The sequence below is a fragment of the Thermoanaerobacterium sp. PSU-2 genome (genome assembly GCF_002102475.1).
Taxonomy (GTDB): Bacteria; Bacillota; Thermoanaerobacteria; order Thermoanaerobacterales; family Thermoanaerobacteraceae; genus Thermoanaerobacterium.
In genome coordinates, this window is the sequence record NZ_MSQD01000003.1 from 56,123 (window position 1) to 76,611 (window position 20,489).

At 35.3% G+C, this 20,489-nt stretch carries 17 protein-coding genes; 3 read left to right on the plus strand and 14 right to left on the minus strand.

Going from position 1 to position 20,489, the window contains the following annotated elements:
* From BVF91_RS03405 to amrA, 5 genes are all read right to left on the minus strand, one after another.
* Positions 1-837, minus strand: a complete 837-nt coding sequence (locus tag BVF91_RS03405; RefSeq protein ID WP_085112099.1) for an ABC transporter permease — start codon at positions 835-837, stop codon at positions 1-3.
* Positions 838-843: 6 nt separating this feature from the next.
* Complete coding sequence (locus tag BVF91_RS03410; protein WP_085112100.1) at positions 844-1,848, minus strand: ABC transporter permease; 1,005 nt, start codon at positions 1,846-1,848, stop codon at positions 844-846.
* A 20-nt stretch (positions 1,849-1,868) separates the two neighbouring features.
* On the minus strand, positions 1,869-3,674 hold the full coding sequence (locus tag BVF91_RS03415) for an ABC transporter substrate-binding protein (RefSeq protein WP_085112101.1): 1,806 nt from the start codon (positions 3,672-3,674) through the stop codon (positions 1,869-1,871).
* A gap of 565 nt (positions 3,675-4,239) precedes the next feature.
* The gene (amrS, locus tag BVF91_RS03420; RefSeq protein ID WP_085112102.1) at positions 4,240-5,220 is read right to left on the minus strand and encodes an AmmeMemoRadiSam system radical SAM enzyme; all 981 of its coding nucleotides are present in this window, start codon (positions 5,218-5,220) and stop codon (positions 4,240-4,242) included.
* Positions 5,217-6,623, minus strand: coding sequence for an AmmeMemoRadiSam system protein A (gene amrA, locus BVF91_RS03425; protein ID WP_085112103.1), 1,407 nt, complete (start codon positions 6,621-6,623; stop codon positions 5,217-5,219). Before amrA ends, amrS begins: the two co-directional genes overlap by 4 nt.
* 159 nt (positions 6,624-6,782) lie before the next feature.
* On the opposite strand from amrA, the gene BVF91_RS03430 reads away from it, so the two are divergent.
* Both BVF91_RS03430 and BVF91_RS03435 read left to right on the plus strand, forming a co-directional pair.
* A complete protein-coding gene (locus BVF91_RS03430; RefSeq protein WP_085112104.1) occupies positions 6,783-7,205 on the plus strand; it encodes a MerR family transcriptional regulator in 423 nt (140 codons plus the stop codon).
* A complete protein-coding gene (locus tag BVF91_RS03435) occupies positions 7,202-8,656 on the plus strand; it encodes an MFS transporter (protein ID WP_085112105.1) in 1,455 nt (484 codons plus the stop codon). The genes BVF91_RS03430 and BVF91_RS03435 overlap by 4 nt, the downstream gene beginning before the upstream one ends.
* 31 nt (positions 8,657-8,687) lie before the next feature.
* Here the strand turns inward: BVF91_RS03435 and BVF91_RS03440 are convergent, their stop codons facing one another.
* Positions 8,688-12,455: a phosphoribosylformylglycinamidine synthase gene (locus BVF91_RS03440; RefSeq protein ID WP_085112106.1), complete on the minus strand. Its 3,768-nt coding sequence runs from the start codon at positions 12,453-12,455 to the stop codon at positions 8,688-8,690.
* 346 nt (positions 12,456-12,801) lie between these two features.
* On the opposite strand from BVF91_RS03440, the gene BVF91_RS03445 reads away from it, so the two are divergent.
* Positions 12,802-14,289, plus strand: a complete 1,488-nt coding sequence (locus BVF91_RS03445; RefSeq protein WP_085112107.1) for an aminotransferase class I/II-fold pyridoxal phosphate-dependent enzyme — start codon at positions 12,802-12,804, stop codon at positions 14,287-14,289.
* A gap of 35 nt (positions 14,290-14,324) precedes the next feature.
* Here BVF91_RS03445 and BVF91_RS03450 read toward each other — a convergent pair whose 3' ends face one another.
* The 8 genes from BVF91_RS03450 to BVF91_RS03485 form a co-directional block, all read right to left on the minus strand.
* A complete protein-coding gene (locus tag BVF91_RS03450) occupies positions 14,325-14,567 on the minus strand; it encodes an SHOCT domain-containing protein (protein ID WP_013787905.1) in 243 nt (80 codons plus the stop codon).
* A 56-nt stretch (positions 14,568-14,623) separates the two neighbouring features.
* Positions 14,624-15,973 carry a sensor histidine kinase gene (locus BVF91_RS03455; protein WP_240495803.1) on the minus strand — a complete coding sequence of 450 codons (1,350 nt, stop codon included), beginning with the start codon at positions 15,971-15,973 and terminating at the stop codon, positions 14,624-14,626.
* Positions 15,966-16,655, minus strand: a complete 690-nt coding sequence (locus BVF91_RS03460) for a response regulator transcription factor (RefSeq protein ID WP_085112109.1) — start codon at positions 16,653-16,655, stop codon at positions 15,966-15,968. The genes BVF91_RS03455 and BVF91_RS03460 overlap by 8 nt, the downstream gene beginning before the upstream one ends.
* Before the next feature lie 105 nt (positions 16,656-16,760).
* Positions 16,761-17,093 carry a thioredoxin gene (trxA, locus tag BVF91_RS03465; RefSeq protein WP_085112110.1) on the minus strand — a complete coding sequence of 111 codons (333 nt, stop codon included), beginning with the start codon at positions 17,091-17,093 and terminating at the stop codon, positions 16,761-16,763.
* A gap of 84 nt (positions 17,094-17,177) precedes the next feature.
* Entirely contained in the window at positions 17,178-17,726 is a 549-nt protein-coding gene (locus tag BVF91_RS03470; RefSeq protein ID WP_143588966.1) for a peroxiredoxin family protein, read from the minus strand.
* A gap of 52 nt (positions 17,727-17,778) precedes the next feature.
* A complete protein-coding gene (locus BVF91_RS03475) occupies positions 17,779-18,435 on the minus strand; it encodes a cytochrome c biogenesis CcdA family protein (RefSeq protein ID WP_085112112.1) in 657 nt (218 codons plus the stop codon).
* A 90-nt stretch (positions 18,436-18,525) separates the two neighbouring features.
* Positions 18,526-19,296, minus strand: a complete 771-nt coding sequence (gene nagB, locus BVF91_RS03480; protein WP_085112113.1) for a glucosamine-6-phosphate deaminase — start codon at positions 19,294-19,296, stop codon at positions 18,526-18,528.
* A 19-nt stretch (positions 19,297-19,315) separates the two neighbouring features.
* Entirely contained in the window at positions 19,316-20,464 is a 1,149-nt protein-coding gene (locus tag BVF91_RS03485) for an ROK family transcriptional regulator (RefSeq protein ID WP_085112114.1), read from the minus strand.
* Positions 20,465-20,489: the final 25 nt, after the last annotated feature.

Below are 20,489 nucleotides of genomic sequence, written 5' to 3' on the forward strand. Positions count from 1 at the left end.
TTAACTCCTTATCTGTGGATTAAATACTTGGTCAAGGCCTGTATTCATCAAATTAAGAGAAAATGTAATAAGCGCAATCATTAATACTGGCGGTACAAAAGCCCACCATGCCCCGCTCATATGTGCCTCATACATGGTAGCCCAATTTAACATAAGTCCAAGCGTCACAGTATTTTGCGGACCAAGCCCCAACATTGATATAGTCGCTTCTGAAAGGATTCCTGACGCAACTTGAAGTATAAATGCCATGCCTACATAAGATGCAATATAAGGCAATATCTCCATTACAATAATCTTCGGTACGCTATACCCTGAAACCTTTGCAAGATTCACATGATCCCGATTTCGAAGGGATATTGTCTGTGCCCTTACAGCTCGCGCAGTCCACGGCCAACTCGTAAATCCGATCACCAATGCTGTTGTCAAAAACGATCTTGAACTTATGCTTACAGATATTAAAACAAGAATAATAAATGATGGAATTACAATAAAAATATTTGTGACAGATGATAAAATGTTATCTGCCAATCCTCCTAAATACCCTCCTGATAGACCTATGATAAGGCCTATGCATGTGGCTATTGCTCCAGCTAAAATTCCTATAATCAATGAAGTTTTTCCTCCAGCAATCAACTCAACTAATTCATTTCGCCCGAAATTATCTGCGCCTAATGGCAGATTCGCTCCCGGAGGCTGAAACATTGTGTAATTCATCTTTAACGGATCTTCTTTGTTTAATAAAGGAAAAATAACAATACATAAAAGCAATAAAGCAAAGATAGCTACTCCCACATCGAACTTGCCCGATTTAAAAATCATCTTAAAATTACCATTCATGCTTCATCACTCCCGTTGTGCCACTTTTATTCTTGGATCTATCAACCCATACGCAATGTCTATCAAAAAATTTGCTACAAGAACTCCTGTAGTAATCAAAAGTGTACACCCTGATATAAGAGGAAAGTCCTGCGCCGCAATTGCATTAAAAAGTACAGAGCCCAAACCAGGATAGCTAAAGACAATTTCCGTAATAAGAGCACCCCCCACCATCGTACCTAAAGAAAGCGCTAAACCCGTTATCTGAGGCAAAACCGCATTTTTGAAGACGTACTTGACAATCTTTGAATCTCTAAGTCCTAACAATCTACAATACTTAACATAATCTGCGTTAAGCTCGTAAATCGACATTTCCCTCATGCCAAGTGACTGACCCCCAATTCCCACTAATACAATTGACCAAAATGGAAGTTGATAATGCTGTAAAACAGATAGGAAAAATGAAAAAGTAGGACTTGGAATCATGTCAAACGCATATCCACCGCTGGCTGGCGCTATTTTTAATGCCACTGCAAACAGCCACACCATTACAATGGCAAATCCAAATGAAGGTATACAACTTATAAATAAAAAAACTGGAAATAAAATTCTATCAAATCCTTTTTTTACATAAGCAGCCAGAACCCCTAAAACATTGCCAAGAATCCAACTTACGATTATTGCCGGCAATTGAAGTCCTATCGTCCATACAATTGAACTTGCCAAAATATCTGTAACTTTCCTCGGATACTGGCCAAAAGAAGTACCCATGTTGCCATGAAACAAGTTTGATACATATATCATAAATTGCTCCCAAATAGGTTTATTTAGTCCAAACTCTTTTTCAAATGTTTCATAAACCCGTTTAATTGAATTTGTGTCTGCCATACCGCTTGTAATTTTTGAGACAATGGTTGATACCGGATTACCCGGTATCAACCTTGGCAATAGAAAGTTCAGAAATACGGCTACTACAAAAGTTAGGACATACCACGCAATTTTGCTTGTCATATATTTTCTATAACTTTTCACCTTAAACTCTCCTCTATTTTTTATTTAGAAGAATGAATTTTGTAAAGAGCCGCTATTCCATAACCATCCATGCAGATATTTGGAGGAATATTCGTCCCATCCCCTTCAACAGGGAATCCACTCCATACAGAAGTATTAACGGTGTAGAAATCAGCCGGCCTGTACATTAAGCCAATCATCGGAACTTCTTTTAAGTAGATCTCATTAAGCTTTGTCCATGCATCCTTCAATTGATTTTCATCTGTTATAGTTGGAATCTGATTAAGCAATGTATCGACTTCGCTGTTTTTATACCGTCCATAGTTAAAATAAGCTGTCTGACCTATAGGAACATAACCATTTGAACTCATTGCTTGATATGCACGAGCCCATGGTGAAGATATGCCAATGCCTTGATATGAGTACATTCCCATATCAAAATTGCCAGTCTGCATATCATTGTTCCAGACAGATTGTTGTGGGAAATACGTCTGAACATCAATGCCGATCTCTTTGCAACTTTCTGCTACGATTTCCAATGCAGCATTCCAGTCAGACCATCCAGTCGGACATTCAACCTTAAAAGATAGTTTCTGACCATTTAACACCCTTATTCCATCAGGTCCTTTCTTTGCACCAATCGAATCAAGGAGTGCATTGGCTCCTGCGATATCATTTGATTTCCACTGCAAAGGTGCCAACTGGTTTTGATCTATAAGCTTCTGCTCTGAATCAAGTGGCAGCATCAGTGATGGCGACATCGTTCCTGAATAGCCACTCATGGCGTTCTTGGCAATTTTATCGTAATCAATGGCCATTGCTATTGCGCGCCGCACATTTGCATTGTCAAGTCCCGGTTTTGTAACATTGATTACAAGCCACGGGATCACTCCAGGCATATAGTATGGTGGTTTCGATAAGTATGTCTTTATATTTGGGCCAAATGTCTGTATGTTAGGCGTAAATTGCTGTGAAACGTCTACTTGATTTTGTCTTAAAGCAGTGTCTCCTGCTGCGTTGTCCTTAAATATATTGTGTACTATATATTTTGGTGCAGGCAATTTACCCCACATAGATGGTGATTTACCCCAGTAGTTGTCATCTCTTATCAAGACAACTTTAGAATTGTCATAATAGTAAACCTTGTATGGACCTGATGCTACAGGATTTTCGTTTACTTCACTTGATATTTTACTAAAATCATTATTGTCTTTTTCTTCTATCTTTGTCCAAACATGTTTAGGAAGAATGTAAACTGATTCTAATGCTTCTTCAACCATTAATGGATTTTTATTATCGCTTTTCAGCTTAAACTCTACTGTCGTTTCATCTTTTGCAGTTACACTGTCAAGGTAATTCCAGTTACTGGACCACGAAACGGGATATTTTTTGCCTAACTCAAAAGTATATGCGACATCGTCAGCCGTAACTTTCTCGCCGTCATTCCATTTTGCATCAGGATTTAAAGTTACAGTACAAACCGTATTATCTGGCGAAAACTGATATGTCTTTCCCAGAAGCGGATACATCTTCCCGTCAAGCTGATTGTACATAAACAATGTTTCATAAGTAAGCTCCCTTGCTATGCTGGTTGCAGATAGCGGAAGTGAAGTCTGACTGGGGCTTAAAGGATTAAACGTCGTAGGCGGTCCCCACTGTAAACCACTTATATACAATGTCTCATTTCGAGGCGTAGCCTCTCCGGGTTTTACAGCATTCTCACTTGTAGTGGTGGTCTTGTTATTTTCAGATGCCTTGTTAGAATTTGAATTACTACCGCATCCGACTATAAGCAATGATACCATTAAAAATACCAGTATCATGCTTATAAGTTTCCTGAATTTCATAAGATCCCCCTCTTTCTTTTTTTACCTTAGAGCCTGATCATAAATCTCATTCATGTGAAAAGGCCCCATGTTTCAACAGAATACAAAGACGGCACCTCCCTTTTAAAAATTTTTAATTAAATTATGAAAGCGATAAAACAATAATTTTTTTGTGCGGGCCGCTCTTTTGTAACTGTGATATTTTATATATTTTAAAACTTCTTTTGTAAATATGCGCATTAGGAAATATTGCTTAAAAGTCTTGATAAAACATTTACTACAATCATTAAAAAACGAAAGTTAAACATTTGTGTGTTGTTGCATTGTTATGATGATTACAAAGAATTAAACACTAGAAAATTTGTGTTTAAAAAATCATTATTTAACCTAAATATGTAACTAAAATCTTTGTTTAAACTTATTATATTTTATACAAAACATAAAGTCAATATTTATATTAAATTTTTATTTTAAATTTGTTTTTACGTTATTAATTCATTTTAATATCAAAAATAGGTTACAATTTGTTGTCTTTTTCGACAAAATAATGTAACCTATTTTTGATCTCTATCTAATTTTTGTATTTTTATGTCACACCATAAAACTTCATGCCACATCTTTCACATTCTTTATCATTGAGTCCAACAACATGAACATAACCTTTTCTTTTAATCAAGAGATGTCCGCAATTAGGACAATAAGTATTGTTGTCGAATCCAGATACATTGCCTAAATACACATAATTCAGATGCTTTTTTGCAATGGCATAAATATCTTCAAGCACATTTATTGGTGTTTCTGGATTTTTCATCTTATATCGAGGAAAATACTTAGAAAAATGTACAGGGATATCTTTGTTTATACTTGATATCCATTTGCAGAGTTCTTCAATTTCAGTATAATCGTCATTTTCTCGTGTCACCACTAATGTTGTTATCTCTACATGGCAGTATAATACAGCTTCTTCAACAACTTTCAAGACGCTTTTCAAATCTCCACGACATATTTTTTTATAATACTCATCAGAAAAAGCCTTTACGTCTATATTAACTGCATCAATATATTTCAAAAGCTCTCTTAAGGGATCGATATTTATATACCCGTTTGTCACAAGCACGTTTTTAAGGCCTTCTTTATGTGAAATTTTTGCGGAATCTAACACATATTCATACCAGATCGATGGTTCATTATAAGTGTACGCAATTCCTACATTACCTTGCTGTTTCTTTGCGATTTCTACCAATTTACTTGGCGATAGGTATTCCCCTTCCAGCCTTTGTTGAGATATCTCCCAATTTTGGCAAAACAGACATCTTAGGTTACAACCGTATGTTCCAACAGAAAGTATGTAGCTGCCAGGCATGAAATGATATAAAGGCTTTTTTTCTATTGGGTCCATAGCTATAGATGCAATTTTCCCATAATTTTCGGAGTATAACACTCCACCTTCATTTTTTCTAGCGCGACAAAAACCATATTTCCCATCGTTTATTATACAATTTTGCGGACACAATAAGCAGTGTACACTATCGTTATCTATCTTCTCATAATAGAGTGCTTCTTTCATTTATGCCTCACAACCTCAAATCTTTCGATAGTATACTTTTCATCCGTTGCAATGCCAGCTTTTCTAAGTGCGATAGATATCTGCTGATCAACTGTATCAACCCCATCAAGATCTGGCAATAAGAGCCCACTTTTATAACCGCTTCTTACGATTACGCCGTACTTTTTTGCATCCAGATCATCTTTTGATTTTACAACCTCAGGTTTTGTCAAAACATCAACTGAATACACTATGTCGTCAAGTTCATCTATCTCAACAGGATAGAACCTCGGATCTTCTGTACCAGCGCTAACTGCATTTCTTATGATTTCTTCTGCGATATTATTCTTTGAAGGATATATGGTGCCTATACACCCTCTTAATTCTCCATCTTTATGCAATGATACAAATACTCCTGCTTTATTTTTTGTCATTTCATCTGGCAGATTATCCGGTACATCCATTATACTGTTGTTTTTCAAATAATACTCAAGGCTTTCTCTTGCTAATTTCACATAAGCATCTTCTGATTTCCTTATATTATCTATTCTCTCTTTTTTTATTTTATACAGTTCTTCTAATAATCCCATTCCTGTGTAACTTTCGGGGATGAATTCGGCAACACCGTATCCAACGCCAAAAGGACCTTCATAAGATAAAATGTTAGACTTTACCTTGTAGCCATCCAATACACCCAACATGACGCAAACGGATCTAAACCCACATTCCGCAGCATCACTTATAAGTTCTTTATCCATATTGATTACTTCTTTCACTTTAAAATCTCTTAGCAAGTTCAACAATTTCTCATCAAAAACTTTTCCATTTGGTGTATATCCATTAGGACTGTCAGGTGTCAACTTATGAGACAAATCACCACTTGCAATAAATACAACATTTCTATCGCCTTCCCTTATGGACTTCCCTATTTGGACTCCAAAGTCGTATAACTTTTCAAATGGCAAAAAACCATATGACATTCTTATGAGATTAAAAGATTCGAAATGCTTTTTCACAAAATATAATGGAACGATGCATCCATGGTCAAGTTTTTTTGAAAGCTTAAATCTGCTTATCATTTTGTCATCTATTTTTGCTATAGGTATTTTTTTATTTTCTGTATTTTTTACTATGTCATTGGCTAATGATAAATCAGTCTTAAACTCCATTTTCACATTATAAGCGCCAAATTGTCCCAAATCACCTTCTATCGTTTGTCTCAAATCAATCGAAACAGCATCGCTGAAGACATACGCATGTGGTGAAATTATAATTATAGTATCTGGTCTCTGATTTTTTATATTTAGAGATGCTTTTTCAAAGGAATCTATCGTCTTTTGAATTTTATGTTCTTCCCCTCGTCCCACCTCATGAACAATTATAGGCGGGTGCGGCATTAGATATGCTGACATTAATTTACCCATAATCCTACCTCCACATTGGTTATAATTACCTTTCAAGTATATATTATACCTCAAATAACGTATTATAAAGTTTTTTCTTATGAAAATTATCAAATTATTTTACATTAACCTTGACGTTAATGTTAACTAGTAGTAAAATTATTCGTTGGAGGGTTTATGATGGAAAAAAAATATTACAAAATAGAAGATGTTTCAATAAAAACAGGTTTGACAAAAAGGGCCATTAGGTATTATGAAGATTTAAACCTTATTTCGCCTAAAAGGACAGATTCAGGATACAGGTTGTACACCGATGAAGACATAGAAAAAATTCAAAAGATAATATCTCTGAAAGATTCACTTGGCTTCAGCTTATCTGAAATCAAGGCAGCATTAGAACTTGACAAAAACGTCAAAAACATATTATCTGGTGAAACTGCAGATGCAGAAACAATCGATAATTACGCTAAATTAATTGAAAAGCAAATAGAATTGATTGAAGAAAAGAATAAAAAACTATTGATGGCAAAACAAAGATTTGAGGAGCTATTACTAAATTTGTCTAAGTTAAAGCAAAAATCAAAGGAGGCAAACACAATATGAAAAATATCAGTTACAAGTGGATAGCATTATCCTGTACCACTCTTGGAGCCCTTTTTTCCGTATTAAATGGCAGTATGCTTTTAATATCACTTCCTGACATTATGAAGGGATTAAACACCAACATGGGTATAATCATGTGGATCGTAATGGGATATATGCTTTCATTGACAATATTAGTACCAGCAATCGGTAGAATAGCCGATATGTTTGGAAGGAAAAAATTATACGTATCAGGTTTTGCCATATTTACTATTGGTTCGTTGCTATGTGGTATTTCAAATAGTGGAATGCAACTGCTTATATACAGAATAGTGCAGTCAGTTGGCGGTTCTTTAATGGTTGCAAATAGCACAGCAATTGTAGCAGATGCTTTCCCAAAAAACGAATTAGGAAAAGCTCTTGGCATAAACAGCATGGTAGTCAGTATAGCGTCAGTAATAGGTCCAATATTAGGAGGCTTTTTGACGAGTTTAGGATGGAGGTATATCTTCTATATAAATGTGCCATTTGGAATTATAGGTACTCTATGGGCATTGATTCAGCTAAAAGAGCTTGACAAAATACCTGAAGGCCAAAAATTTGATTTAAAAGGCACACTTCTTTTCACAGTTGGATTATTGCTGTTTTTAATCGCATTGTCTTTCGGTGGATTTGTAGGGTGGTACAACAAGTCAATCATAACTCTATTCATAATATCAATAGCATTGATTTTGGCATTTGTTTATGTTGAAAATACTACTGAACAGCCTATGCTGGATTTAAGATTGTTTAAATCGAGAATCTTGGCATTTGCTTTTGGAAGCACACTGCTTAACGGTATTGCAAGAGGCGCAGTAACATTTTTGCTCATATTCTATCTTCAAGGAATAAAAGCAATGGACCCATTAAAGGCAGGAATATTCTTAGCACCCTTTGCACTATCTATGATGATCGTATCGCCAATAAGTGGATATTTATCTGATAAATACGGTGCAAGAGCATTAAGTTCTATAGGTCTTTTTATTTCAGCTATCGGCTTATTGGGATTTGTGAGAATATCGCCTAAAACATCACTTACAGAGCTTATCGTTTGGATGCTTATTATGGGATTTGGGTCCGGCATGTTCTTCTCACCTAATACAAGCGAAATAATGGGCTCTGTCCCATCTGACAGAAGGGGTATTGCTGCCGGTACGAGAACAATGATGAACAACGCTGGACAAGTAATAAGCATAGCATTATCAATGGCAATCGTGTCATCAAGCATAACTCCTGAAGCGATGCAAGCTCTTTTCGTCGGCACGCAAGTCGGCTCAAAAGGCATTGCCATAGCACAATTTATATCTGGGCTAAGAGAAGCGTTTTTGATATCAATGATATTTAGCTTAATAGCATCGTTTATATCATACTTAAGAGGTCCAAAACCAGACTGGAACCAAAGCTCTCACAAGATAAAAACAGAAGAAACATAAAAGGTTACAGAATCGTAACCTTTTATGTTTCTTATTTAAAATATTCGACGCCAGCTTCAAATATCTTTTGATCTTTGTTGCCGTATATATTTTTAGCCACGTTCTTGCCAATTCTCTCAGAATGTCCCATCTTACCAAGTATCCTGCCATCAGGGCTTGTGATGCCTTCTATGGCCCAATAAGAACCATTAGGATTGTAAGGCATCTCCATTGTTGGATTTCCATTCACGTCTACATATTGTGTGGCAATTTGCCCATTCTTTTTTAACATATCTAAAACATCATCATTTGCAATAAATCTTCCTTCTCCATGTGATACAGGTATTACATGAATGTCGCCACATTTGACATTGTTAAACCATGGTGAAAGATTCGACGTTATCTTTGTCCTGACATAGCATGATACATGTCTACCGATCGTATTAAATGTCAGCGTCGGATCACTCGTATCAATATCGCGAATCTCTCCATAAGGAAGTAATCCAAGTTTTATAAGTGCTTGGAATCCGTTGCATATACCCAGCATCAAGCCATCACGATATTTCAAAAATTCCATAACAGCATCTTTGACTTTTGGATTTCTAAATACTGTTGCAATGAATTTTCCAGAACCATCTGGTTCATCACCAGCGCTGAATCCACCTGGCAACATGATTATCTGGGAATTCTCTATAAGTTTAACAAGCTCATCGATAGACTCATTTATATCAGCTCCCGTTAAATTCTTAAAAACAGGCATTTCAACCAAAGCACCGGCCTTTTCAAAAGCTTTTTTGCTATCATATTCGCAATTGGTACCAGGAAAAACTGGTATTAAAACTCTTGGTTTTGCTACTTTAAGGTTCGCCTTAAAGGAATTATTTTTATTGTACATAATATTCGGTATTTGTCTAATGTTTTCTTCCACAACCGTAGGAAAAATTTTTTCAAGTGGTTTCTCCCAGTGTTTTTTCGCTTCATCAAGATGGATTTTCGCATCTTCTAAAATTATATACGGCTCATCAATCGTCCTGCCTAAAATTTTATAATCAATTCCTTTTAAATATTTATCATCATCAAAATCACCATCTACTTCTATTATTAAAGAACCGTATTCAGAAACGAAAAAGTCCACATCCCTTATCTTCGCTTTCAATTGGAAACCTATCATATTCCCAAAAGCCATCTCAGTGATGCATTCAGCAATTCCACCGTATTTTACCGAAGATGCTGCTAATATTAAATCTTCATTTAATAGTTCATTGACCTTATCAAAATTTCTTTTTAGTTTTTCGAAATTTGGTAAATCTTGCTGATCTCTTTCCGCCTTAATAATTATTACTTTATCACCGCTTTTCTTAAATTCCGAAGATATCACTTTATTTGCATCAGCAGTTGCAACAGCAAATGCTACCAATGTAGGAGGCACGTCCATATCCATAAAAGTACCTGACATACTATCTTTACCGCCAATTGCAGGTATGCCTAAAGCTTTCTGTGCGTATAAAGCACCTAACAATGAGCTAAATGGTTTTCCCCACCTTTTAGGGGCTTTGCCTAATTTTTCAAAATACTCTTGAAGTGATAGCCTAATCTTTGTATAGTCACCACCCATTGCCACAATTTTAGATACCGCTTCAATAATTGCATAAACAGCACCATGGAAAGGACTCCATTTCGACAGTTTAGGATTGTATCCAAATGCCATCAATGTTGCCGTATCTGTATCTCCTTCTACGACAGGTAATTTTGAGGCCATGCCTTCTGAAGGCGTCATCTGATACAAACCGCCAAATGGCATCAAAACAGTTGAAGCACCAATTGTGGAATCAAACATCTCAGTCAATCCTTTTTGGCTACACACGTTCAGATCCTCAAGATTCCTAAGCCACAATTCCTTTATATTGTTCATTGATTGAGTAGATTTTAACCGTTCAAAATAGCTTTCAGAGCTAATGCTGTCCACTGTGACATCTGTAAATTGGGAAATTCCATTTGTATTTAAAAATTCTCTGCTTATATCCACAATGACCTTTCCATGCCAAACCATTCTTATTCTCATATCGTCTGTGACTTCTGCGACTTTAGTAGCTTCTAAATTTTCTTCTTTTGCAAGCTCTATAAACTTTTCAGCGTCTTCTGGTGCAACTAATACAGCCATTCTTTCTTGTGATTCAGATATAGCAAGTTCTGTTCCATCTAAACCTTCGTATTTCTTCGGTATTGCATCGAGGTCAATTAAAAGTCCATCACTTAATTCTCCAATTGCAACAGACACACCACCTGCTCCAAAATCATTGCACTTTTTTATCATTTTTAAAACATCAGGATTTCTAAAAAATCTTTGAATTTTTCTTTCTGTTATAGGATTGCCTTTTTGTACTTCTGCACCGCTTGTATAAATAGATTCTTGCGTGTGTTCTTTTGAAGAACCTGTAGCACCGCCACAACCGTCTCTTCCTGTCCTACCACCCAACAAAATCACTACATCGCCTGCTGCCGGCTTTCCCCTAAAAACATTTTTCTTAGGAACTGCACCTATTACCGCACCTATCTCCATTCGTTTAGCTACATATCCTTCGTCGTAAATCTCTGAAACTTGTCCTGTAGAAAGTCCTATCTGATTCCCATATGAACTGTAGCCGTGGGCTGCTTCCTTAGTAATCTTTCTTTGCGGCAATTTACCTTTTATAGTCATCTCAACTGGCGTTCTTGGGTCTCCGGAACCTGTAACACGCATCGCCTGATACACATAGGCCCGGCCTGATAAAGGATCTCTAATCGCTCCTCCAAGGCAAGTAGCTGCGCCTCCATAAGGCTCTATTTCTGTAGGATGATTATGTGTTTCATTTTTAAACATTACAAGCCATTTCTCGCTTTTACCATTTATGTCGGCATCGACTACGATACTACATGCATTGTTTTCATCAGATTCATCCAGATCGTCAAGCAGGCCCCTTTTTCTCAATTCTTTCATCCCTATTGTAGCTATGTCCATAAGGCACATTGGTTTCTTGCTTTCGCCATAGACAAATTCTCTGGAGTTTTTGTATTCATGAAAGGCTTTTAAGATAGGTTCATTGTATTTCCCATCACAAATTTTCACATCATTGATGTTTGTAAGAAATGTGGTGTGGCGGCAGTGATCGGACCAATAGGTATCTATAACTCTTATCTCTGTAATTGTAGGATTACGTTTTTCTACATCTTTAAAATAAGAATGACAGAATTTAAAATCTCCCAAGCTCATTGCCAAATTTAGCTTCTCATAGAGCTTTTCTATTGAAACATCATCAGATTCAATAAAGCCATCAAGAACTTCCACATCATCGGGACAATCAACTTCTAAATCAACAGTTTCTCTTTTCTCTAATGAAGCTTCTCTTGAATCTACTGGATTAATGCAATAGCATTTTATTTTATCAAATTCCTCATCTGTCAATTTACCACTTAAAACTATAACTTTTCCGCAAAATACTTTTGGTTTAAAGCCGTTTGTAAGTATTTGAATACATTGTTCAGCAGAATCAGCCCTTTGATCATACTGTCCTGGTAAAAATTCGATAGCAAACACTCTATCATCTTTCTCATATGGCAGATCTTCAATGTATACATCATCAAGATTTGGCTCTGAAAAGATCGTATTAACAGCCTTGAAAAAAATATCTTCAGATAATCCTAAAACATCATACCTATTTATTACCCTTACTCTTTCAAGTCCAGAAATATTGAGATTGTTTTTAAGATCATCAAAAAGCTTTTTTGCTTCAATATTGTATTGCGGCTTTTTTTCTACGTATATTCTTTTTACATCACTCACAAAATATCTCCCCCATTAGCCTAAATTACGAACTTTGTAATATTATAATATATAATACATCTTAAATCAATAAGTATTTTGACTAACAAAATCCGAACATTTAATGATAACTTTGTAATTAAGTTTGTTTATAACGTCTATATGTCATCTTAATCGGTTCTGCATATTATATAACAAAAAACTTAAAAAAGAAAAAAATTTATATTGAAATCTAAAAAAATATATCTTATAATAAATTGAAAACATAATAAAGTGTATTTTCGCTCTGCAAAGGCCCGAACCGATTGCAACGAGGTTCAGGCTTTTATTCTGGGAGCCAAACTTATGAAAGAGGGTGTTTATCAAGTTGGAAAAGCTAAATCATTTTGAAACTCCATTATTCGATGCATTAATGGAGTATGTCAACAACAACACCATACCATTTCATGTCCCAGGTCACAAAAAAGGCAATGGAATGGCTAAAAAGTTTTTTGATTTTGTAGGCAAAAATGTATTATCAATGGATGTTACTGTGTTTGAACAAGTTGACAGCCTTCACAAGCCTACCGGTCCCATTAAGAAAGCTCAGGAATTAGCTGCCGATGCTTTTGGTGCCGATGCTACATTTTTTTGCATCCATGGGACATCGGGAGCTATTCAGGCTATGATCCTAAGTGTTATGGGAGAAAATGAAAAAATAATTGTTCCAAGAAACATTCACAAATCTGTTACATCAGGTATTATCTTAAGTGGTGCTATCCCAGTTTATATGCAACCTGAAGTTGATAAAAATGTAGGCGTTGCTCTTAATGTGACTCCTGAAACTGTAGAGGAAGCATTAAGAAACAATCCTGATGCAAAGGCTGTTTTAATTATAAATCCGACTTACTATGGTGTTTCTGCAGACATTGTAAAAATTGCTGAAATAGTCCATGACTACGGAGCTGTACTGATGGTGGATGAGGCCCATGGACCACACCTAAAATTCAACGAAAAACTTCCTATTTCAGCTATGGAAGCAGGTGCTGACATCTGCGCACAAAGCACTCATAAGATAATAGGCTCTATGACGCAAAGCTCTATGTTGCACGTCAAGTCAAAAAGGATTGACGTAAATAGAGTGAAGCAAGTTATGAGCCTGTTACAGACCACAAGTCCCTCTTACATTTTATTAGCATCACTTGATGTAGCAAGAATGCAGATGGTAACAGAAGGAAAAGAATTGTTGGACAGGACAATTGAACTTGCAGAATACGCTCGTCGAGAGATCAACAATATAAACGGTCTTTATTGTTTCGGAAACGAAATTGTAGGGCGAGATGGAGCGTATGATTTTGACCCGACAAAAATCACTATTACTGCTAAAGGCCTTGGCATAACAGGTCATGAATTAGAAGATATACTGGCGAAAAAATACTACATTCAACCAGAATTAGCCGATATGTACAATACATTGTGTGTATTTTCCATAGGCGACACAAAAGAGAATGTAGATTACCTTATAAGGGCATTGAGGGAAATCAGTGAGACACTGTACAAGGACAATGTAGAAATGTCGAAAGCTTTAGATATACCAGAGATACCAGAAATGGTGTTATCCCCCAGATATGCGTTTGAATGTTCTAATATCGCCTTGCCTTTGGAAGAAAGCATTGGGCAGATTAGCTCGGAATTTCTAATGGCATATCCTCCCGGTATCCCAATATTATGTCCTGGAGAAAGGATAACCAGAGAAATCATAGAATATGTAATTGAAATGAAAAATGCCAAGCTAAGCATTCAAGGAACAGAAGATCCAAATGTGGAATATATAAAAGTAGTCAACGATTTGCAGATATTGAATATAACAGCATAAAGAGCCCTACAACAAGTAGAGCTCTTTTTTATAAATTATTTTTCTTCTAAGTTTCTTTTGCGCTCTTTATATTCTTCTTCGCTTATCTCTCCTCTTGCATATCTCTCTTTTAAGATTTCAAGCGCATCACTGCCTCTTTGTGAGCCTTTTTTGTTCTGAAACAGTGAAACAATGAAATATATAGCACCAACTACTATTACAACTTGAAGTATCATCCAGATGAGGCCAAAAATTATGCCTCCACCGTAACCCCATCCATTCATTAATCCCCACATCATAATATCATCCTCCTTCAAATCTATTATATGACAAAATTGTGAAGAATTCATGAATTTTAATTAATTATCGGCAATTTCACTGTGAATTTTGTCCCTTCATTTAAAATACTTTCAACATTTATAGTACCATTATGAGCTTTTATTATAGCCTTAGCAATTGATAACCCTAAGCCACTGCCACCATAATCCCTGCTTCGTGACTTTTCACTCCTGTAAAATCTTTCGTATATAAAAGGCAAATCTTCTTTCGGTATGCCTATGCCGTTGTCAGAAACTGTAATCACTGCAAATTGTCCTTCATTGTACAGTTTTACTTTTATGTTTCCACCTTCACCTGTGTATTTATTAGCATTTACAAGCAGATTAATCAGTACCTCTGATATTCTATCTTTGTCTGCAACCACAAAAATGTCATCTTCAATATTTTTCTCCAAATGCTGATTTTTATTGATAAAAATGCTTTCGTAATTTATCAATAAACTTTTAATCAATTCCGACAAATTGAATCTTGCTTTATTTATCTTTAGATTGTCAATTTCTATTTTATTCAATAATTCAATATCATTTATGAGATTAGACAATCTTACTACTTCTTCATAAAGGCTTACAATCCTTTCTTTAGATGGCTCCCAAACACCGTCAATTATAGCCTCTAAATGACTTTTAAGGGTTGATAAAGGCGTTCTCAATTCATGTGCTATATTTTGCGTCAACTGTGCTCTTAGCATCCCTTGACTTTTTAATGATGCGCCAAGATGATTTATGGCAGCAGTTAATGCAAGCAATTCCTCCTCTTTTGGTATTTCTTCTACTCTGACGTCGTAATCTCCACTTTCTAATTTACTTGCTACTTTTGCTATATTCAAAATAGGCTTTGTAAGATATTTTGCAACATATATGCTTATTATCAGCACCAATGCAATCGTCAATATTGTTATTAATGCGATATATTTATTTACATCGTACAAAAACTTATAATCCAGTTTGCTCATAGGCATAGTGCCGCTATACGTTATATCAACATAGGCAACCTTTTTGCCATCTACAACTATCGGGAGGGTTTGGGTTGACATTTTGCTACTACTTGCCATGCCCATCATTGAAAGCATTGATGGCGTCTTAATGATTATATTGCCTTTCAAATCCCTAACCACAATGTCATACCCACTCATCATTAGAGTATGTGCCATTCTGCTACCTGTCTCATTCCAACTGCCCGTCTCCTTGTACGTTTCAGCGATTGATGAAGCAATGTTGTCAAACTGCACATTTGCTGACTGTTTAATGTAAATTCCAAAATTATTTATTATTAAAATATTTATGGTAATGCTGAATACGACTATCGATAATAAAGCAATAGATATAAACGATACAGCAGTTTTAGTTCTTATATCATTTTTAATCATTTTCTTCACCAAATTTATAACCTGCCCCATACACAGTTTTTATATATGTTGGATTTTTAGGATCATCTTCTATCTTTTGCCTCAAGTTTTTTATATGAGCGTCTATCGTCCTATCGAAACCATCAAAATCGTAGCCAAAAGCCTTTTCAATAAGCTCGCTTCTCGTAAATACCTTGTTGGGATTTTGCGCCATCACAGTCAACAACTTGTACTCATTTGGCGTTAAATTGACGATCCTACCTTTCTTCTTCACTTCGTATGATCTTGTATCAATTACAAGATCGCCATCATTAAACATGAATATATCATTTAATGGCAAATCATTCTTTGTCCTTCTAAGTATAGCTTTGACTCTCATTGTCAACTCTCGAGGGCTAAATGGCTTCGTTAAGTAATCATCTGCACCAATTGTAAAACCATATACCTTATCATCTTCACTTACTTTAGCAGTAAGCATTAAAATTGGCACCTTTGATAAAGCTCTTATTTTTCTGCATATTTCTTCACCGGACATGCCTGGCAGCATTAAATCTAATATGACCAAATCTGGATTTACAGTTTTAAAAGTATTTAAAGCATTGGCACCATTGGTCTCAGTTAAAACGGTGTACCCTTCCTTTTCAAGATACGCTTTTATAACGTCCAAGATTTTCTCTTCATCATCTATTGCCAGTATTTTCATCACAAAACACCTCAGATATATTATACATTATAATTGTGAAGAATAAATGAAAAAAAAGATACCACAATCTAAATTATGGTATCTTTTTATAGATCTTTCACAAACTTATACCTGTGCATCTATATATCTTGCAAGTCTGTATTCTAATTGTTCTTTTGGCATAAATCCGATAACTTTGTCAACTAATTGTCCATTTTGAAAAACACCTAACGTAGGAATGCTCATTATCCTATATTGCGATGCAATCAAAGGATTCTCGTCAACATTTAACTTTACAACCTTTATTTTATCAGAATATTCCTCTGCAAATTCTTCCAATACAGGTGCCATCATTCTGCAAGGTCCACACCATGCAGCCCAAAAGTCAACTAAAACAGGCTTATCGGAATTATACACCTCAGTATCAAAGTTCATATCTGTAACGTTAATAGGTTTCATCAATATCCCTCCTTTATACTATACCCCCGGTATATGGGTTATCGCTAAATTAAATATACCACCTTTTTAACAAATTGTCAATAATTATTGAGATATGGTCTTAAAATATTGATCTACCTCATCGTATGTCATGGCACCATTGCTTATAGCCTTTATTATTCCATCTTTGTCAATGAAAAATGACATCGGTATAAATTGAACTTTATAATCCATGGCTACCTTTGCATCGCTGTCTAAAAGGACATCAAAACTATAACCCTTTCCTGAAAGGTAATTTTCAACAGTTGATTTATCCTCACCAATATCTATCGCCAATAAGACAACATCATTTTTGTTATTCTCATAAAACTTGTTTAATTCAGGCATCTCAATCTTACAATATGGACATGTTGTAGCCCAAAAATTTAATATGACCTTTTTCCCTCTTAGCTTTGATAATGTTACTGTTTTCCCATTTACATCTTTTAGCGTAAAATCCGGCGCTAAATCGCCTTTTTCAATACCTACTTGAGCATTGCTGGCACCATTATTCGCATTCTGGCTCTTTGTTTGACTTGACACTACGTAATTGTTCAAAAAGTAAATTGAAATTCCCAATATCAAAACTAAAACTATTGAAACAGTCAATATCATATTTTTGTTGCTGCTTTTTGACTTCTTCTTATTTGATTTCACTCAAATCACCTCAAATATTAATGTAACTTTCAAGCCTTATAATGAGATTAAAATACATCAAAATTCCGAAAATTATCAAAAATAAACCGCCAATTTTTTCAATATACGGCATAATAAAATTTATCTTTTTGTAAAATGCTTTAAATCTATCAATTAGTATAGCAGCTACTATAAATGGAATTCCAATTCCTAATGAGTAAGCAAACAGCAGAAGAACCCCAACATACACAGTGTTTTGTTCACCTGCATATAAAAGGATAGTCGCAAGTATAGGACCAACACATGGCGTCCAACCAGAGGCAAAAGCTATGCCAAAAATGAAACTGCTAAAATACCCCTCCTTTTTGTTAGAAACATTAAGTTTCACTTCTCTGCTCAGAAAAGCCGGCTTTATGATGCCCATCATATAAAGTCCAAATAATAATATTATTATGCCACTGGCTTTTCTAAATAGAACTTTGTATGAAACAAAAAATTTTCCCAATTGACTGGCCGTAGCTCCCATGAGAACAAAAACGATGCTAAAGCCCAACACAAATAAAAATAAATTGAAAAAATTTTTCTTCTTACCGCCGAAAATATACGTCACGTAAACAGGTATTAGCGGTAAAATGCATGGCGAAAAGAACGAAACAATACCACCTAAAAACGCTGCAAATAAAGACACTTAAATCCCCCTTACCCCCTATAGAGGGGTCGTTTACTTTAATTATACTACATCGAATTTTTAAAAACAAATAAAGCTATAAACGATTGTCTATAGCTTTGAGATAATATCGACATTTTCTTTTACTTTCTCTAAATCTATTAAAGATGCGGCATCACTGTCTATTACAATTGTGACATCAGGATGCAATGATAAAACAGTTGATGGAACATCTGTCGTAAGATAGCCGTTTAAAGTCTCTTTTATAGCTTTTGCTTTGTTTTTACCAGATGCCAATAATAAAATTTTCCTTGATTTCATTATCGTGCCTAGCCCCATTGTTACAGCTTTTCTCGGAACTTCATCAATGCTTTTGAAAAATCTCTTATTTGCATTTATAGTTTCTTCTGCCAGATCTACTATGTGTGTCTTTGTATTTATATAGTCATCAGGCTCATTAAAACCAATGTGCCCATTTACACCTAAACCTAATAATTGAAGATCAATTTCTCCAAACTTTTCTATCTCCTCATCGTACAATCTGCAGTCTCTATCAAAATCGTCTGAAACCCCTTTTGGTATGTGAATATTATCCTTTTTTATATTTATATGATTGAATAAATTTTCATACATGAAGTAGTGATAGCTTTGAGGATGGTCATCTGGCAGTCCTACATATTCATCAAGGTTAAAGGTTATGACGTAGGAAAAATCAATCTCTCCATTATTGTACATCCTGATTAACTCTCTATAAGTTCCAAGCGGTGTAGAACCTGTGGCAAGACCTAATACAGAATTCGCTTTTCTGTTTACCTGTTCTTTTATGATCTCCGCTGCAGTTCTGCTCATTTCATCATAGTTATTTGTTATTATTACTTTCACAAGAATCATCCTTTCGATTTTATATTAATATTAAGTAATTTGTCTTAAGAAGAACGTCAGCAGATGCGCCTATTGCGGCGGCATCTTCGTTTAACTTTGTATATATGATCTTTACATCAAACGGGACCATTTTATCAATTAGCTTTTTTATACTATCTACTATATCGATGCCTAAGTTTATCACATCGCCTGCTATGACTATAAGCTCTGGATTTAATATGCTAATGATGTTAGCAAAACCCATGCTTAAATTTTCTATGAATTCATCAAAAGCTCTGATACAAATCTCATCTTTTGCCAAATATCCATTAACAAAATCCTTTATCGTACCAAATTTTCCATTCGACATATTCTTTAATGTGGAGACAAGACCTAAAAGCGATGCTTTGCTTTCAAAATACCCATAATCTTCGTATAAATACTTTTTACCTAAAACATCTCTGCCTATAGCCATGTATCCAACTTCTCCTGCTGTGTATTTATGACCCCTCACTAATTTTCCGTTAATATATATTCCAGAACCAATGCCGTTTCCTATTGTTACAAGTACAAAATTGTTGACATCTTTGCATGAACCTATCCATCTTTCACCTAATGCTGCGTAATTAACGCTATTGTCTATAAATATGTCATAGTCAAACGCTTCTTTCAACTTAGAAAAAAGGTTAAAGTCAACCCATGAAAGTCCCGGCGCATACACTGTTCCTTTTTCTATATTTGTTATGCCAGGAGCTCCAACACCTATGCCTGCAATGTCATCTCGATATTCTAATAATTCCTTAATGATTTTGACTGTGTTTAAAAAAGCTTCCTCTTTTATTCCTGTAGGCCTTTTTATCTTTTTTATTATTTTTCCTTCCAAATTTGTAAGCACTCCAATTGTATTTGTCGATTCTATATCGATGCCTATGGAAAACTTCGCATTAGGATTAAAAGTAAGCTCTATAGGCTTTCTACCCGCTGATGTAGTATTGCCATACCCTTCTTCGCTCACAAGACCTTCCTTTATCAATTCATCTACTATTCCAGATACTGTCGACTTGCTCATATTAAGGACTTTAGAGATTTTAATGCGGGAGATAGGCTGCATTTTTTTAATGACATCTAAAACATTTGCCGTGTTCATATTTTTGATAAGATAATTAGTACCCTTCCTATACTGCGTCAATTTATCACCTCCCTAATTAGTTCAC

What these genes read in the sequence shown, in the direction of transcription:
- BVF91_RS03455 (WP_240495803.1), bottom strand. Translation starts at nt 15,973, where the DNA reads ATGATTAAAAATGATATAAGAACTAAAACTGCTGTATCGTTTATATCT.
- BVF91_RS03415 (WP_085112101.1), bottom strand. Translation starts at nt 3,674, where the DNA reads ATGAAATTCAGGAAACTTATAAGCATGATACTGGTATTTTTAATGGTA.
- BVF91_RS03405 (WP_085112099.1), bottom strand. Translation starts at nt 837, where the DNA reads ATGAATGGTAATTTTAAGATGATTTTTAAATCGGGCAAGTTCGATGTG.
- amrS (WP_085112102.1), bottom strand. Translation starts at nt 5,220, where the DNA reads ATGAAAGAAGCACTCTATTATGAGAAGATAGATAACGATAGTGTACAC.
- amrA (WP_085112103.1), bottom strand. Translation starts at nt 6,623, where the DNA reads ATGGGTAAATTAATGTCAGCATATCTAATGCCGCACCCGCCTATAATT.
- BVF91_RS03460 (WP_085112109.1), bottom strand. Translation starts at nt 16,655, where the DNA reads ATGAAAATACTGGCAATAGATGATGAAGAGAAAATCTTGGACGTTATA.
- BVF91_RS03450 (WP_013787905.1), bottom strand. Translation starts at nt 14,567, where the DNA reads ATGATGTGGGGATTAATGAATGGATGGGGTTACGGTGGAGGCATAATT.
- BVF91_RS03430 (WP_085112104.1), top strand. Translation starts at nt 6,783, where the DNA reads ATGGAAAAAAAATATTACAAAATAGAAGATGTTTCAATAAAAACAGGT.
- BVF91_RS03470 (WP_143588966.1), bottom strand. Translation starts at nt 17,726, where the DNA reads ATGATATTGACTGTTTCAATAGTTTTAGTTTTGATATTGGGAATTTCA.
- trxA (WP_085112110.1), bottom strand. Translation starts at nt 17,093, where the DNA reads ATGAAACCTATTAACGTTACAGATATGAACTTTGATACTGAGGTGTAT.
- BVF91_RS03435 (WP_085112105.1), top strand. Translation starts at nt 7,202, where the DNA reads ATGAAAAATATCAGTTACAAGTGGATAGCATTATCCTGTACCACTCTT.